The 15,940-nt window shown below is 60.0% G+C and carries 13 protein-coding genes and 1 pseudogene; 9 read left to right on the top strand and 5 right to left on the bottom strand.

Features of this window, described 5'->3' with window-relative positions; translation table 11 throughout:
* Positions 1 to 5 precede the first annotated feature (5 nt).
* Positions 6 to 704, top strand: a complete 699-nt coding sequence (gene coaE, locus A5483_RS04030) for a dephospho-CoA kinase (protein ID WP_063811085.1) — start codon at positions 6 to 8, stop codon at positions 702 to 704.
* A gap of 94 nt (positions 705 to 798) precedes the next feature.
* Here the strand turns inward: coaE and A5483_RS04035 are convergent, their stop codons facing one another.
* Complete coding sequence (locus tag A5483_RS04035) at positions 799 to 1,230, bottom strand: ATP-binding cassette domain-containing protein (RefSeq protein WP_002549001.1); 432 nt, start codon at positions 1,228 to 1,230, stop codon at positions 799 to 801.
* Positions 1,231 to 1,314: 84 nt separating this feature from the next.
* On the opposite strand from A5483_RS04035, the gene uvrB reads away from it, so the two are divergent.
* Together uvrB and A5483_RS04045 are read left to right on the top strand one after the other, a co-directional pair.
* A complete protein-coding gene (gene uvrB, locus A5483_RS04040; protein ID WP_063811086.1) occupies positions 1,315 to 3,420 on the top strand; it encodes an excinuclease ABC subunit UvrB in 2,106 nt (701 codons plus the stop codon).
* 197 nt (positions 3,421 to 3,617) lie between these two features.
* Positions 3,618 to 4,604 carry a TerC family protein gene (locus A5483_RS04045; RefSeq protein ID WP_063811087.1) on the top strand — a complete coding sequence of 329 codons (987 nt, stop codon included), beginning with the start codon at positions 3,618 to 3,620 and terminating at the stop codon, positions 4,602 to 4,604.
* Positions 4,605 to 4,612: 8 nt separating this feature from the next.
* Here A5483_RS04045 and A5483_RS04050 read toward each other — a convergent pair whose 3' ends face one another.
* The gene (locus A5483_RS04050) at positions 4,613 to 5,269 is read right to left on the bottom strand and encodes an MBL fold metallo-hydrolase (RefSeq protein WP_002548722.1); all 657 of its coding nucleotides are present in this window, start codon (positions 5,267 to 5,269) and stop codon (positions 4,613 to 4,615) included.
* A 45-nt stretch (positions 5,270 to 5,314) separates the two neighbouring features.
* A complete protein-coding gene (locus tag A5483_RS04055; protein WP_042842749.1) occupies positions 5,315 to 5,956 on the bottom strand; it encodes a maleylpyruvate isomerase family mycothiol-dependent enzyme in 642 nt (213 codons plus the stop codon).
* Between the two features lie 245 nt (positions 5,957 to 6,201).
* On the opposite strand from A5483_RS04055, the gene uvrA reads away from it, so the two are divergent.
* A complete protein-coding gene (uvrA, locus tag A5483_RS04060) occupies positions 6,202 to 9,171 on the top strand; it encodes an excinuclease ABC subunit UvrA (protein ID WP_063811088.1) in 2,970 nt (989 codons plus the stop codon).
* A 14-nt stretch (positions 9,172 to 9,185) separates the two neighbouring features.
* Here the strand turns inward: uvrA and A5483_RS04065 are convergent, their stop codons facing one another.
* A complete protein-coding gene (locus A5483_RS04065; protein WP_002548568.1) occupies positions 9,186 to 9,593 on the bottom strand; it encodes a Rieske (2Fe-2S) protein in 408 nt (135 codons plus the stop codon).
* A 15-nt stretch (positions 9,594 to 9,608) separates the two neighbouring features.
* Positions 9,609 to 10,355 carry a histidine phosphatase family protein gene (locus A5483_RS04070; protein WP_063811089.1) on the bottom strand — a complete coding sequence of 249 codons (747 nt, stop codon included), beginning with the start codon at positions 10,353 to 10,355 and terminating at the stop codon, positions 9,609 to 9,611.
* Positions 10,356 to 10,660: 305 nt separating this feature from the next.
* Here A5483_RS04070 and A5483_RS04075 point away from each other — a divergent pair.
* The 5 genes and pseudogenes from A5483_RS04075 to whiA all read left to right on the top strand — a co-directional run.
* Positions 10,661 to 10,882 (top strand): annotated as a pseudogene (locus tag A5483_RS04075) (hypothetical protein); the annotation flags it as partial.
* Between the two features lie 116 nt (positions 10,883 to 10,998).
* Complete coding sequence (gene uvrC, locus A5483_RS04080; protein ID WP_063811091.1) at positions 10,999 to 13,017, top strand: excinuclease ABC subunit UvrC; 2,019 nt, start codon at positions 10,999 to 11,001, stop codon at positions 13,015 to 13,017.
* Between the two features lie 18 nt (positions 13,018 to 13,035).
* On the top strand, positions 13,036 to 13,911 hold the full coding sequence (gene rapZ / locus A5483_RS04085) for an RNase adapter RapZ (RefSeq protein WP_002548811.1): 876 nt from the start codon (positions 13,036 to 13,038) through the stop codon (positions 13,909 to 13,911).
* Entirely contained in the window at positions 13,908 to 14,876 is a 969-nt protein-coding gene (locus A5483_RS04090) for a gluconeogenesis factor YvcK family protein (RefSeq protein ID WP_042842649.1), read from the top strand. Before rapZ ends, A5483_RS04090 begins: the two co-directional genes overlap by 4 nt.
* Positions 14,877 to 14,932: 56 nt before the next feature.
* Positions 14,933 to 15,922 (top strand): DNA-binding protein WhiA, encoded by a 990-nt coding sequence (gene whiA / locus A5483_RS04095; RefSeq protein WP_002548689.1) that lies wholly within the window; start codon positions 14,933 to 14,935, stop codon positions 15,920 to 15,922.
* The last annotated feature ends 18 nt before the right edge of the window (positions 15,923 to 15,940 follow it).

Below are 15,940 nucleotides of genomic sequence, written 5' to 3' on the forward strand. Positions count from 1 at the left end.
GGGATGTGAGGCGCACGGTGGTAGGTGACGAGACGATGACGCGGGACTGGCTGCGAGTTGCTCCGAGTTGCGGGTCAGGTGGTGTTGTTCGCGTGGGTCTGACCGGTGGTATTGCCAGTGGTAAATCGACGGTGTCTGGACTGTTGGCCGAGCGTGGGGCTGTCGTTATTGATTATGACCAGCTGTGCCGAGATGTTGTTGCGGTAGGGACGCAGGGGCTCGCCGGGGTTGTTGAGGCTTTTGGGCGTGGGGTTCTTGCTGCCGATGGTTCCCTCGATCGGTCGGCCTTGGGGTCGATTGTGTTTGCTGATTCACGAGCGCGTCGCCGCCTTGAAGCGATTATCCATCCACTGGTCGAAGAAGCCGCCCAGCGGGTTGACGAGGAGGCCCGCGCCACTGACGACCTCGTGGTCGTCGTCCATGACATTCCGCTGCTCGTCGAAACTGGGCGCGCCGACGAATTTGATGTGGTGATGGTGACCGACGTTGATCCGGCTGAACAGGTACGTCGGGTTGTCGACAGAGATGGGTGTAACCAGGCCGATGCATGGGCGAGGATTCGCGCTCAGGCTTCTCGCGAGGAGCGTCTGGCGGTTGCCGATGTCGTCATCGATACCAGCGCTCCGCTGGAGGATCTGTCCGAGCAGGTCGATCGGGTGTGGTCGAAAATTATTGAGAGCGAGTCTTCCTGTTTCTCGGTGTGAGGTGTTCAGCCGGTCAGTGGTGGTGCAGTGACAGCACCCGCGAACAACGATCCGCGACTCGGTCGCTGTGGGTGGCGGGAGTATCACTTTGCCGTCACTTGGCGAGATCTTGTAGAAGATTCAGCACCAGGTCCTCGTTGTCCCGGTCAAGTGACGCCGTGGGTTCGTCAGCCAGGATGATCCGGCTTGGCTTGAGGAGCAATCGAGCCGAGGCGACACGCTGCTGTTCGCCTCCGCTGAGGGTGTGTACGGGGGTTCGTTCCTGCCCGGGTAGCCCAACGCGTTCCAAGACGGATGCGAAGGAGGGCTTGGGCAATAAGGATCCTGGACGCGCCGCGATGTCTAAGTTTTCGCGTACCGTAGCGCTCTCGAACAGAGCGTAATCCTGGAAGAGGTAGCTGATGGTCTCACGGCGGACGCGTTTGTGCGGGAGCCCACTGAGGACAGTGATGCAGGTACGGTTCCGGTGACGGTGGATGCATTGGGAGCGAGGGGGATACCGGTGAGGCTCATCGAGACTGGGCATGCAGGCTTCCGGATCTGACGTCCCGGCCCCGGTCGCATGCTTTCAGCGGATCTCATCGCGGGTGCCTTGAACTAGGGTGGAATCATGCGTCCAGTCACCGACATCACTCGCCGCGTTGCGCCCTTCCACGTCGTCAGTGAGTTTCAGCCTTCTGGTGACCAGCCACAGGCCATCGCGGAGTTGGAGAAGAGGGTCAACAGTGGCGAACAGGACGTCGTTCTGCTCGGCGCCACCGGTACTGGCAAGACGGCCACCGTGGCGTGGCTGGCGGAGAAGCTGCAGCGCCCGATGCTTGTCATGCAGCCCAACAAGACTTTGGCAGCCCAGTTCGCTCAGGAGTTACGTACCTTCTTTCCTGACAATGCCGTCGAGTACTTTGTCTCGTACTACGACTACTACCAACCCGAGGCATACATTCCGCAGACGGATACTTACATCGAAAAGGATTCAAGCCTCAACGAGGAAGTTGAGAGGTTGCGTCACTCCGCGACGAACTCCCTACTCACCCGTCGCGACGTCATCGTGGTGTCGACTGTTTCGGCCATTTACGGTCTGGGTACCCCACAAGAATACGTCGACCGGATGATCCCACTTCGGGTTGGGCAGGAATGGGATCGTGATGAGTTGCTGCGCGACCTCGTCACCAACCAATACGCCCGTAACGACATATCGGGGGAACGCGGCACCTTTCGAGTACGCGGGGATACTTTGGAGATTTTCCCGGTTTATGAGGAGAACGCGCTGCGTGTCGAGTTCTTCGGTGACGAGATTGAGGCCCTCACGACGATGCATCCGCTCACTGGGGAGGTCATCAGCGAGGATGAGCAGGTTTACGTTTTCCCGGCCACCCACTACGTTGCCGGCCCGGAACGTATGGAGCGGGCCATCGCGTCCATCCAGCAGGAGCTCGAGAAGCACCTGGCCGTCCTAGAAAGCGATGGAAAACTGTTGGAGGCCCAGCGGCTGCGCATGCGCACTACCTACGACATCGAGATGATGCAGCAGGTTGGTGCGTGCGCTGGCATCGAAAACTACTCGCGGCACATCGACGGACGCGCTCCCGGCTCTGCCCCGAACTGTCTACTCGACTACTTTCCGGAAGACTTCGTCCTCGTCATTGATGAGTCTCACGTGACCGTCCCGCAGATTGGCGGCATGTATGAGGGGGATATGAGCCGCAAGCGGACACTAGTGGAGCATGGTTTCCGACTACCTAGCGCGATGGACAACCGTCCGCTCAAATTCGACGAGTTCACACAGCGGATCGGACAGACTATCTACCTATCCGCTACGCCCGGTTCCTATGAGACGGAGCGAGCTCACGGCGTCGTCGAACAAATCATCCGTCCGACCGGGCTGGTAGATCCGGAGATCATCGTCAAGGCCACTCGTGGCCAGATCGACGACCTCATGGGTGAGATCCGCACCCGAGTGGATCGTGGCGACCGCGTCTTGGTGACGACCCTGACGAAGAAGATGGCCGAAGACCTCACCGACTATCTCATGGAACACGGGATTCGCACCCGTTACCTGCACTCGGAAATCGACACCCTCAAACGCATCGAGCTGCTCAAGGAATTACGCATGGGCGAGTTCGATGTACTCGTCGGTATTAACCTGCTACGAGAGGGACTCGACCTCCCGGAGGTCTCCCTGGTGGCAATCCTCGACGCGGACAAGGAGGGCTTTCTGCGTTCTGAGCGGTCCCTTATCCAAACTGTGGGTCGGGCTGCCCGTAATGTCAACGGCCAGGTCATCATGTACGCCGACCAGATCACTGACTCCATGCGGGTCGCTATTGACGAGACGAATCGTCGTCGCGATATCCAGATCGCCTACAACAAGGAACACGGGATCGATCCGCAGCCGCTACGCAAGAAGATCGGCGACATCACCGAGATGCTGGCTCGCGAAGGTGCCGATACTGATGAGCTCGTCGAGAAGTTCAACTATGGGAAGGGCCACCGCGGTTACAACTCGATGATCACCGACGAGCAGCGAGCGGCTCAAGGCAGGCGGCTCGACGCTTCGAAGATGGCTGAAGAGGATCTGGGCAACCTCATCGTGGACCTCACCAACGAAATGCGGTCTGCCGCTGGCGAGCTCAAGTTTGAGGTCGCTGCCCGCCTGCGTGATGAAATTGCCGATCTCAAGAAGGAACTGCGCCAGATGGTGGAGGCCAACCGGTAAGGGGGACCGGGAGTCGCAGTCGACGCCATTGGTATGCAAGTATGGAACTTGTTGGAGGGGAGTACTCCTGAGAGAAGTGTGGTCGTCATCACGATCGTGCCGTCACGGTCCGGCTGCACAGCCTCGGTGAAGCGGTAGCGCACCGGGGTGGACGAGACCTCTGGACCTTCTTCCGCTATCCCCTTGGAGGCCCGGATTTGCACGTTCATGCCTATGTCTGGATTATTACCATCCTCGTGATGGGGGCCTTGCTCTTCTCCGACGTTCTCGTTTTGGGGCGCAAACCCCATGTTCCCTCCACTAAGGAATGCGCCACCTTTGTCGGCGTCTTCGTCGGCCTGGCGGTGCTTTTCGGCCTAGGTGTCTGGATCTTGCAGGGCCATGCCGCAGGTGGACAGTTCTTCGCGGTGTGGTTGACCGAGTACAGCTTGTCGATCGACAACCTGTTTATGTTCCTCATTCTCATGGAGAAGTTCAACGTCCCACGGAAACTGCAGCAGTTCGCGCTGCTGGTGGGCATCATCGTTGCTCTCGTTTTCCGTGGTGTCTTCATCGCCCTGGGGCAGGCGATTCTTGAGGCCTGGGCGTGGGTGTTCTTTATCTTCGGGATTTTCCTGCTGTATTCGGCTGTTGACCAGGTGCGTGAGTACCGTCACCGTGACGATGAGGACGAGGATAAGGGTCCTGGTGAGGGGGGTCGCTTCATGACGTGGTTCAAGCACACGGTTCCGACTACTGGGTATTACCGTGGCGCGAAATTCTTTGTTCGAGAGAACGGTAAAACCCTCGCAACCTCGATGTTCATGGTTTGTGTTGCTCTGGGCGTCACGGACCTGCTTTTCGCCCTCGACTCGATTCCGGCGTCCTATGGGCTCACCAGTGAGGGATACCTCATCTTTACCGCTAACGTCTTTGCCCTCATGGGCTTGCGTCAGTTGTACTTCCTCATCGGAAGCCTGTTGGAACGCCTGGTGTACCTGTCGCTGGGTCTGGCCGTGATCTTGGGCTTTATCGCTGTCAAGCTCATCGGCCATGCGATGCACCACTACGGTTTGGACCAAGCCTGGTTTGGTTTCAGTACTGAGGTCTCGATTGGAGTTTCGCTGGGCGTGATCGTCGTGACCCTCATTCTTACCACCGTCGCGAGTCTCATCAAAAGTCGTAAAGACCGCGCCCAGGCCTGATTTGACGCTTACCAGCCCCGGGCGCGCCACAGTGGAAGGTTGGGACGTTCCTCCCCGACAGTTGTGGCGTCGCCATGCCCGGGATGAATAACCGTCGTGTCTGACATGGGCGCGAAGATCTTCATACAGACGTCGTTGTAGAGACTCTCGAACTCTCGGCTTCCGCTAGTTTTGCCGACCCCACCCGGGAACAGAGAATCGCCAGTGAGAACGTGGTCGTTGGGGCTACCGTGTAACCACAAGGCGATGGATCCGCGGGTATGGCCTATCAGCCCAATGACGTCGAGTTCTACATTTCCGAGACGGAACAGATCACCGTCCCATATGGTGCGGCAGGTTACTCCGGTGGTGGCCTGAATGGCTTCGGCATCGGGTTCTCCGCACCACGGCTGGGCTCCCGTCATGGTAATGATCTCCGCGAGAGCCCCAGTATGGTCCTGATGACGATGGGTCGTAATAACGGCTCCAACGTCGTAATCGCCGATGAGGGCTTTGAGCCGACCGGGTTCGGCAGCTGCGTCTACGAGGATGGCGGGGCCGGCTCCGGGATGGATGAGGTAGGCATTATTGTCCATGGTGCCTACCGAGATTTTGATGAGGTCGACGTCATCGTTAACCCTGACGAGGGCGGCCTCTGAGCCCGGATCTACATGGTAGAGCGGCATGACGATTCCTTCCTGGGACGAGCAGGTACTCTGCCAGCTGTCCCGTTAGATGAGCATAGGGACGGCGAGCTGGTCAGCTCCGGCGAGACGCTCAGTTCCCCCTCTGCCCGATAGCCATCCTGCCAGTGCGCCGTCGGGCCCATGGACTGTGGTCGCGAATCCGACCCCGCCAACGCGGTCGGTCAGACCCGAATCAGAGACGATACGCATGGCGGGCACCTCAGGACGGTCCCGCAGGCGGAAGCAGACCCATTCCAGGAGGGTACGTGCGGGAACCTCAGGGAGGTCATCGACGGTCATCCCGAGATCAAGATCGACGTGGTGAAGGGCGATCTCCGCAAGTCGTAGTGCTGGCAGGTCAGTGACGTCGACGCGGATGTCGTTGGTCAGCCACACCGCAGTGCCACGTTCCATGTCGTCGAGCGCGTCAAAAGTGGCGTTCAGGGAGCCTGCAGTGGTGTCGAGATCGATTTGCAGCTGCAGCCCGGTGCGTTCCGAACCGCGTTCGATGTCGCGGTCGCGGAGTTCGTCGGAGGGATAGAGGTGGGGGACTTCTTGATCGGTGACGACTGCTTTCGTGATGGCTTCAAAGGCATCGGCGTTACGGGCTATATGGGTGGCGATATGGGCGCGGGTCCATCCGGCCAGGCGGCTTGGTGCCTGCCATTCGTCGTCCGATAGCCCCATAGTTGCGCCAAGAAGGCGCTGAGTAGCCTCTCGCTTGGCAGCCCGGATCTCGTGCAGGGGAGCGCTGGGACATAGACCTGGTGGTCGTTCGGCAGCGCTCATGTCGTCCAACCTAATGCCACGGGATGGAACATGCCAGATGAGCGAAGGCATGGCAGCCAGTTTCACAGCAGTATGAGGGGGTTCATCGTGTTCCGTTGTGCCAACCGCGCAGAACCGCGGGACTGTCCTGGCCGGCCTCTACGATGACATTTGTGAGTGACCACATCGTCGTCCGAGGTGCCCGGGAGCACAATCTGCGCAATGTCAATCTGGACCTTCCCAGAGACGCCATGATTGTGTTCACCGGCCTGTCGGGATCGGGCAAGTCTTCCCTTGCTTTCGACACGATCTTCGCCGAGGGGCAGCGCCGGTATGTGGAGTCCCTATCCTCCTACGCCCGCCAGTTCTTGGGCCAGATGGACAAGCCTGACGTCGACTTCATTGAGGGCCTCAGTCCGGCAGTGTCCATCGATCAGAAGTCCACCTCCCGCAACCCTCGGTCGACCGTTGGCACTATCACCGAGATTCATGATTATCTGCGACTGCTCTGGGCCCGCGTTGGCAAGCCCCACTGTCCAGTGTGTGGCGAGCTCATCAGCCGTCAGACTCCGCAGCAGATCGTCGACCGCCTGATGGCCCTCGACGAGGGCACCAAGTTCCAGGTCCTCGCGCCGGTGATCCGCGGACGCAAAGGTGAGTACGTCGAGCTGTTCCGACAATTAACGACCGACGGCTTCACTCGGGTACGAGTCGACGGAGACGTTCATCGGCTCGGTCAAGTGCCGCCGCTGGACAAGAAGCGCAAGCACGACATCGACGTCGTCGTTGATCGGATTGCAGTCAAGCCATCGGCTAAGCAGCGTCTCACCGAGTCGGTGGAGGCGGCGTTGGGGCTGGCCCACGGCATCGTCGGGATCGATTTCGTCGACCGAGATCCGTCTGATCCGCACCGGGAACGTCGGTTCTCCGAGACGATGGCTTGCCCTAACCAGCATGACATCGACATTGAGGAGCTGGAGCCGCGTCAGTTCTCCTTTAATGGGCCGTGGGGTGCCTGCCCGACCTGTTCTGGTCTGGGTGCGACCCTCGAGGTTGACCCGGAATTAGTCGTTCCTGATTCCGGGTTGAGCCTGCTGGAGGGAGCCATTGCGCCCTGGTCCGGGCCACGAGTATCGAACCACTATCAGCACGTTTTTGCCGGACTGGCGGAGAACCACGGGTTTGACGCGGCTCTTCCGTGGTCTGAGTTGCCGGCCAAGGCCCGCAAGCTGGTCTTGCATGGTGATGGTGATCCGGTCATGGTCTCGTATCGCAACCGATTCGGGCGGGTGCGTACTTACTCGCAGAATTACGAGGGAGTGCTGCACTATGTGCGGCGACGCTACGACGAGGCCGAGACGGACTCTGCACGCTCCCGGTGGGGCCAGTACCTGCGCGAGGTACCTTGCCGTGACTGTCACGGCAAGCGTCTCAAGCCGACGAGCCTGGCTGTGACGGTCGGTGGGCGAAATATCGCCGAGGTCTCAGATATGTCCATTGGGGAGGCCTCAGAATTCCTCAACGCGTTGACGTTGACCGAGCGGGAAGCCACTATCGCAGAGCGGGTTATCAAGGAGGTTCGCGCCCGGCTGCGTTTCCTTGTCGATGTCGGCCTCGATTACCTCACCTTGTCACGGTCGGCAGGGTCCTTGTCAGGTGGTGAGGCTCAGCGTATCCGGCTCGCTACCCAGATTGGTTCGGGTCTGGTCGGGGTTCTCTATGTCCTTGACGAACCCTCCATCGGTTTGCACCAGCGTGACAACCGACGCCTCATCGACACCTTGGTGAGATTACGAGATCTCGGTAATACCCTCATCGTCGTCGAGCATGATGAGGACACCATTCGGACAGCGGACTGGGTCGTTGACGTCGGCCCAGGGGCCGGTGAGCACGGCGGCGAGGTCGTCGTGTCAGGAGCCGTTGATGAACTGCTGGCCAGCGAGAGATCCGTGACCGGTGCGTACTTGTCGGGCAAGAGGTCGATCCCACTGCCGGCGACTCGACGCCCACGTACGGGACGTGAGCTCGTCGTCAGGGGTGCCCGTGAGAACAACCTCAAAGGGGTGGATGTCACCTTCCCACTAGGGCAACTCGTCGTCGTCACCGGAGTGAGTGGCTCGGGTAAGTCCAGCCTGGTCAACCAGATCCTCTACACATCGCTGGCGCACCGTATCCACGGCGCCAGGGCGGTACCAGGTAAACACGAGACGATCACCGGTGTCGAGGAAATTGACAAAGTGATTCACGTCGACCAATCGCCGATCGGGCGCACACCAAGATCGAATCCGGCCACCTACACCGGTGTCTTCGACAAGATCCGTGCTCTTTTTGCCCAGACTCCCGAGGCTAAGATGCGCGGCTATCAGCCGGGCCGGTTCTCCTTCAACATTAAGGGTGGACGCTGCGAGAACTGTCAGGGTGACGGCACCATCAAGATCGAGATGAACTTCCTCCCTGACGTCTACGTGCCTTGTGAGGTGTGTCACGGCGCCCGATACAACCGCGAGACCTTAGAGGTCCATTACAAAGGTAAAACGATCGCTGAGGTCCTGGACATGCCTATCGAGGAGGCCTGCACCTTCTTCGAACCGATTTCGTCGATCCATCGCCACTTCCAAACCCTCGTCGAGGTCGGTCTGGGATACGTCAGGCTCGGCCAGCCCGCGACGACTCTGTCCGGTGGCGAGGCGCAGCGCATCAAGTTGGCCTCCGAGTTGCAGAAACGTTCCACGGGTAGGACGCTGTATGTCCTTGACGAACCCACCACCGGCCTGCACTTCGAGGACATTCGCAAGTTGCTGCTGGTGCTGCAGCGTCTCGTCGACCAAGGCAACTCGGTCTTCGTCATCGAGCACAATCTGGATGTCATCAAAACCGCCGATTGGATCATCGACATGGGGCCTGAGGGAGGAAATGGCGGCGGAACCGTTGTCGCCGAGGGCACCCCGGAGCAGGTTGCCACCGTCGAGGGGTCCTACACCGGTCAGTACCTTTCGGAAATTCTGGCCGGGCACGAGGTACCAGTCGGAGATGAACCGGCGCTCGTCGAGGCGCCGGCGGACGCTGGGAAGAAGAAAACCACCGCCAGGAGGAAGGCAAAGAGGACCACGACCTCACGCAAGAGGTCGCGTTGAGAAAAAGTCAGGCGTCAGGAACCGCTGATGGTGAGAGTTTCGCCTTTCTGCGTGACCGTGGCCTTGCCCAAACCGGAGGTAGCCGGGCCCTGGGTGACGTGACCGTCAGTAATAGCGAACTTCGATCCGTGGCACGGGCACAGGATCGCACCGTCGTGGACCTTATCGACCTGACAGCCAGCGTGCGGACACACCCGCACAAATCCTTTAAAGGTTCCTTTGGTGGGCTGGGTAATGACGAAGTTCGTGCCGTCGATGACGGTGCCTCCACCGACTGGGACATCAGCCGCCTTGACGGTGGCAGGGCCGGTATGAACGTCGTTAGAGTTCTGAAAGGTGTTGCATCCGGTGACCGCGCTGGTAGTAGCCAAGGCTGTAACACTTCCAACGGTGCGCAGAATCTCACGTCGGGTGGGGGACATTTCTCTCCTTCGTAGTCAGCGGGTGCCAGGATTGCCGGTGGAGGCGGCGACGGCGCCGTGAACCATACCGGCTTCGATGAGGTGATCCACGCGATTGATCCAATGAACTTCGTACCCGTCAGGGTGCAACTCGATCATCGAGGTGGCGGTGTTCTGAAGCCCGATCCAGTGCGGTTCGCTGCCGATGGAGCACTTGCGCAGATCAGCGGCAAGTTGTGGGGCGATGAGGTGCAGTAACACCATGGATCCGATAGCGCCGTGGGCGACAATCGCGATGCACTCGTCATCGTCATGATCGTCGCGGATCCACTGGGCAATTCGGCCGGCGCGCTCAGCAGCTTCGGAAGCGGTCTCGATGCGAGCCTCGCGCCACCCTTCCTCAGTGATGGATTCGGGGAAGACGGCCCGGTCTGTGATGGCCGACAGAACCGATCTCGGCGATCCTGGATGGCCAGTCTCGACGCCGTCAACGATCTGAACTGGGCCGGGACGCTCGAAGATGAGGTCATTGATGATGATAGGAAGATCAAGGGCCTCAGCGACCGGGTCAGCCGTCTGGATGGTACGCATCATGGGGGAGGAATACAGTTTCGTTGGTCGGGGGGAAACCGATCCGATCCACCTTCCTAGGGCCTGAGCTTGACGTTGTCCTAGCTCGGTGAGCTCCGGGTCAGGCTTGCGACTGTGCTGGTAAGTCTCGACGGACTGCGCAGCAAAGGCATTGTTCTCGGACTGGCCGTGGCGGATGAGGAGAAGATGCACGATTCCAGCCTACCGACGAGTCCCACCGAAAGGCGGCACTCTGACATCGGCGTTACCTCGGGGCCCGAGGCCGGCGGCGGTCGACCCGTGCCCACCACTATTTCAAACTGCGTCAGGTGAGAAGGCACCCCGTTGTGGCCGGAGGTGACGAGAATTGGTGAGCGTTGGAGGTTGTATTCGATGGCGACCGCAGTAGCTGATGATTCGGTGACAATCTCCTGCGATCTTCCCGAAACCAAGGATGCAAACCCCGTAGATACTATTGTTCCGAGAGGGTATGGGGAGCGGTTAGGATGTGATAGACAGCAGAAAAGCGTCTGGAGATCATCGTCTTCGTTCTGACTGTCATGTCGACGATGTTGGCACTTCTGGCCCTCGTATCGGACCCAAGTTTTGGTCTCTTCGTGGCCGGTCTCGTATTAACAGGGGTCGTCGCTGTCATAGGTGGTATTCGCGTCAAACGCTTGTCGAAGCGGATGGCGCAGGACACGAAAGAAGGAGAGCCGCGCGAGTTTGTGATGCGTTGACATCGTTGAGGGACGGTTGAGCCGCCGAAGTGCACTTGCAGTGCCGGCCTCCGCAGCGGACACCCGTGGTGCGAGCGGGGAGCGATATTTCCCGACTCGCGCATAGAGTTCACCCCATGGCCGATCCGTCGAGTTACCGTCCATCCCCGGGTACGATTCCTACCCAGCCAGGTGTCTATCGATTCAGCGATGAGCATGGCCAAGTCATCTACGTCGGCAAGGCTAAGAACTTGCGCAATCGGCTGAACTCCTACTTCCAGGACATCTCGGCTCTCCACCCGCGCACCCAGCGGATGGTGACGACGGCGGCGCACGTGCAGTGGACGGTGGTTCAGAACGAGGTCGAATCCCTGCAGCTTGAATACACCTGGATCAAGGAGTTCGACCCGCGGTTCAACGTCATGTACCGCGACGACAAGTCTTACCCGTGGCTGTGCTTTACCTGGACCGACGAGTACCCACGCGTCTTCGTCGGACGCGGTGCGCACCATAAAAGATGGCGCTATTACGGACCCTTTGGCCAGGCCTGGGCGATTCGCGACACCGTTGAGACCCTGTTGCGTGTGTTCCCTATGCGGTCCTGCTCGACTGGGGTTTTCAATCGCGCGAAGAACCAAGGGCGCCCCTGCCTACTCGGATATATCGGTAAGTGTTCGGCCCCCTGCGTTGGGCGGATCACCCCCGAGGCCCATCGCGCGATTGCTGACGAGTTCTGTGATTTCATGGCCGGACGAACGACGAGAGTCGTCAAGCGGCTCGAATCTGAGATGGCGGAGGCTTCTGAGAACCTTGAATTCGAACGTGCTGCGGTGATTCGGGATTCTCTGGGTGCCTTGTCTAAAACTTTGGAGCGCAACGCTGTCGTGCTTGGTGATGGTACTGACGCTGACGTCATATCCATGGCTCTCGACCCGCTAGAGGCCGGCGTCAAGATTTTCCATGTCCGAGGTGGCCGCATCCGTGGTGAACGCGGTTGGGTCGCTGACCGTGCTGACGATGCGGACGAAGCCGAGCTCATGGAGACGTTCCTGACGCAGTTGTACGGCGTCAATGCCGGTGACGGCCAGGTCCGCGACGATGGGCACGGCAATGCCGTCCCGCCGCTGGTGCTGGTCTCCGCTAATCCTACGAACCCCGACGTCATGTCGACGATCCTCAGCTCCGAACGCGGCTCGCACGTCGAGATTCGTGTCCCGCGTCGTGGTGACAAAGCGACCCTCATGGACACCGTTACTCGCAATGCCCAGGAAACTCTTGCCCAACACAAGCTCAAGCGGGCCTCTGACCTCGCCACTCGCACTCGCGCTCTGGAGGAAATTCAGGAGTCACTGGGCCTGGACCGCGCCCCACTACGGATGGAGTCCTACGACATCTCTCATATCCAGGGCACCAATGTCGTCGGGTCGATGGTGGTCTTCGAAGACGGCATGCCCCGCAAGGCTGAGTATCGTCGCTTCATTATCAAGGGATTTGAGGGGTCCGACGACTTCGCCGCTATGCACGAGGTGCTTTCTCGTCGGCTGCGTCGCCTCGTTGAAGACCGTGACGCCATGGCCGCTGCCCAAACTCCAGACGGTGACGTCGGCTCCCTTATCGACCCAACTACCGGTGCCCCTCGGAAGTTCGCCTACGCCCCGCATCTCATCGTCGTCGACGGTGGCGCGCCTCAGGTACATGCCGCTCAGCAGGTGCTTGAGGAGTTCGATCTTGAGGACGAGATCGCGTTGTGTGGCCTTGCCAAGCGTCTGGAAGAGGTGTGGCTGCCCGACGAGGAATGGCCGGTTATTTTGCCGCGAACTTCTGAGGGGCTCTATCTTCTTCAGCGTCTGCGTGACGAGGCTCACCGTTTCGCTATTACCTTTCACCGATCGAAGCGTTCCAAAGCCATGGTGGAGTCCGTCCTCGACGGTGTGCCAGGGCTGGGGGAGGTCCGGCGCAAAGCCCTCGTTTCCCACTTCGGATCGCTGCGGTCGCTGCGCAAGGCCACCGTTGACGACATTGCTCAGGTGCCAGGTTTTGGTCCGAAACTCGCTGGCGAAGTCGTTGCGGCTTTGTCCCAGGATAAACCAGCCGAGGCCATCAACACCGCCACCGGTGAGGTTGTTGACGCCGATGTTCCGGACGAAGGGAGGTGACGGCACTACCCTTGAGATGTGAGCAGCGAGCAGACAGCGAAGACCCCACGAGTTGTCATCATCACCGGCGTTTCCGGTGCTGGGCGTCGTACCGCAGCTCACGCTATGGAGGACCTCGGCTGGTACGTCGTCGACAATCTTCCGCCCGCCATGTTGGGGGCTCTCGTTGACGAAATTGCCGCCAACGACATTGATCGTCTAGCGGTAGTCCTCGATGTGCGTAGCCGCATCATGTTTGACACTCTGGGGGTGGCCGTCAATGCGCTCGATGAGCGCGGCATTGATCCTGCCATCGTCTTCTTGGAAGCGTCGGATGAGACGATCGTGCGCCGTCAGGAATCCAGCCGTCGCCCGCTGCCGCTACAACAAGGTGGTCATCTGCTCGACGCCGTTGCCCTCGAGCGGCGGATGCTGTCTGATCTGCGAGCCGAGGCTGATCTCGTCATCGACACCACTTCGATCACTGCTCGCCAACTAGCCCAACGTGTTGACCATGCCTTCGCCGAGGGGATTGATGAAGGGCTGGCATTCCAGGTGATGTCCTTCGGGTTCAAGCGCGGGGTTCCGATCGACGCTGATCTCGTCTTTGATGTCCGCTTCTTGCCAAATCCATATTGGGTTCCTGAGCTGCGTCCCAAGACCGGTTTGTCTTCTGACGTCGCTGCCTATGTCATGGCCCAAGCTGGTGCTAAAGAATTTATTGACCGTGTCGAGGACCTTCTGGTTGGCATGGCTCCGGGGTATCTTCGGGAGGGCAAGAAGCAGGTCACGGTGGCCGTTGGTTGCACGGGCGGGAAGCATCGCAGTACCGCCATCTCTGAGGAGCTGTCCGCTCGGTTAGCAGCTCGGGGGCACCGCACCGCCGTCCTGCACCGAGACCTCGGGAAGGAATGACGATGGTGTCGACCCCCTCCAAGCTGCCGGTCGTCACGGCCTTTGGCGGCGGCCACGGGTTAGCGGTCTCTCTGAGAGCGCTGCGCCGTCTTACTGATCGTCTGACCGCCGTCGTCACTGTCGCTGATAACGGCGGGTCCTCCGGTCGGTTGCGTGACGAGTTCGACATTCTGCCCCCTGGTGATCTCCGCCGTGCCCTGGCCGCGCTATGTGCCGACGACCGTCTAGGTCGCACCTGGGCCGAGGTTTTGCAGGCGCGATTTAATGGCGCTGGTGAGCTCGCCGGCCACGCTATCGGCAATCTTCTGATCGCCGGCCTATGGCAAGAACTTGGTGACGCGGTCTCTGGTCTTGACATGGTGGGTCAGCTTCTTGACGTTCGCGGACGCGTCCTGCCGATGTCCCTAACCCCACTAGACATCAGTGCTCAAGTTGTTGGTCTTGACCCCAATCGGCCGGATGAGGAGTACACCCTCACGGGCCAGGCTACCGTCGCGAAGACTCGGGCAGAGGTCCTCAAGGTGGGTCTCGAGCCTTCCGAGCCAGACGCGTGTCCCCAGGTGCTGGAGGCGATCCGTGCGTCTGACAACCTCGTGCTTGGTCCCGGGTCGTGGTTCACTTCCGTCATGCCCCACTTGCTGGTGCCCCAGATCGTCGACGCGATCTTGGAGTCGAAGGCGCGAAAGGTCCTCACGCTTAATGTCTCCGGTGCTGATGAAACTGACGGGTTTAGCCCAGCGCGACATCTGGAGGTCATCGCTGAGCATGAGCCGCGGATGCGGTTTGACGTTATTCTTGTTGATCGCGGGTTTGCCGGCCAGGATCCCCATTTGGAACCGTTTGCGCGCAACCTCGGTGCGGAAATCGTCGTTGATGATCTGGCTATGCGTGATGGCTCGGCCCGGCACGATCCGCTGAGGTTGGCGTCAGCTTATGCCAACATCATGGGCGTTCAGCCCCGCTGATTGTCGCCTAAGATCACATTGTTATCCCCGTTACCCTTTCCGGAGGCTAGACCCACATGGCGCTCACCCTGCAGGTGAAGAACGAACTCGCGACGGTGCCGGTGCAGAAACTGTGCTGCCGCCGATCCGAGATCGCGGCTACCCTGCGATTCGCAGGTGGCATACATCTGGTGCAGCATCGCCACCTTACGATCGAGGCAGAGGTTGACACGGGAGGAGCAGCGCGACGACTGCGTCAGTCCATTCAGGAAGTTTTCGGTTTTGACACCGACCTCGTGGTCGTCAATGGCACCGGGCTGCACAGCAGCACCCGCTACTTGGTGAGGATGGTGCGTGGGGGTGCCGATCTGGCTCGTCTGACCGGACTGCTTGATCGTCGTGGGCATCCGGTGAAGGGACTTCCGGTTCCCATTGTTGGTGGGGGACGATGCTGCCAGGCCGCAGCGTGGCGTGGGGCCTTCCTCGCCCGCGGGTCGCTAACTGAGCCTGGGCGCTCCATGGCGATGGAAATTACCGCTCCCGGCGAGGGTGCTGCCATGGCCCTTGTCGGCGCTGCCCGGCGCCTAGACATCGTTGCGAAGCAACGTGAGTCTCGTCATGTCTACCGGGTGACGATCCGTGATGGTGACGCGATCTCGGCGATGCTCACCCGCATGGGAGCCCATGAATCCGTGCTGGCTTGGGAAGATCGTCGGTTGCGTAGAGAGGTGCGAGCATCTGCCAACCGGCTGGCTAATTTCGACGATGCTAACCTGCGTCGCTCTGCGCGAGCCGCTGTTACTGCGAGTGCCCGGGTGGAACGCGCCTTAGAGATTCTCGGAGATTCTGTTCCAGACCATCTGCGAGCGGCTGGTCGACTTCGACTCGAACATCGAAATGCCAGCTTGGAGGAATTAGGCAAGGCGCATGAGCCTCCGTTGACGAAGGACGCCATTGCCGGTCGGATTCGTCGCCTGTTGGCTCTTGCCGACAAGACGGCCCGAAGCAACGGAGAGCCCACCACTGTGGAGAGCCTTCCTCCCGAGATGCGTGAGGATCGCGGCTAACGGTCGCTACAGCGCTGT

The sequence above is a fragment of the Cutibacterium namnetense genome, assembly GCF_001642025.1.
Taxonomy (GTDB): domain Bacteria; phylum Actinomycetota; class Actinomycetes; order Propionibacteriales; family Propionibacteriaceae; genus Cutibacterium; species Cutibacterium namnetense.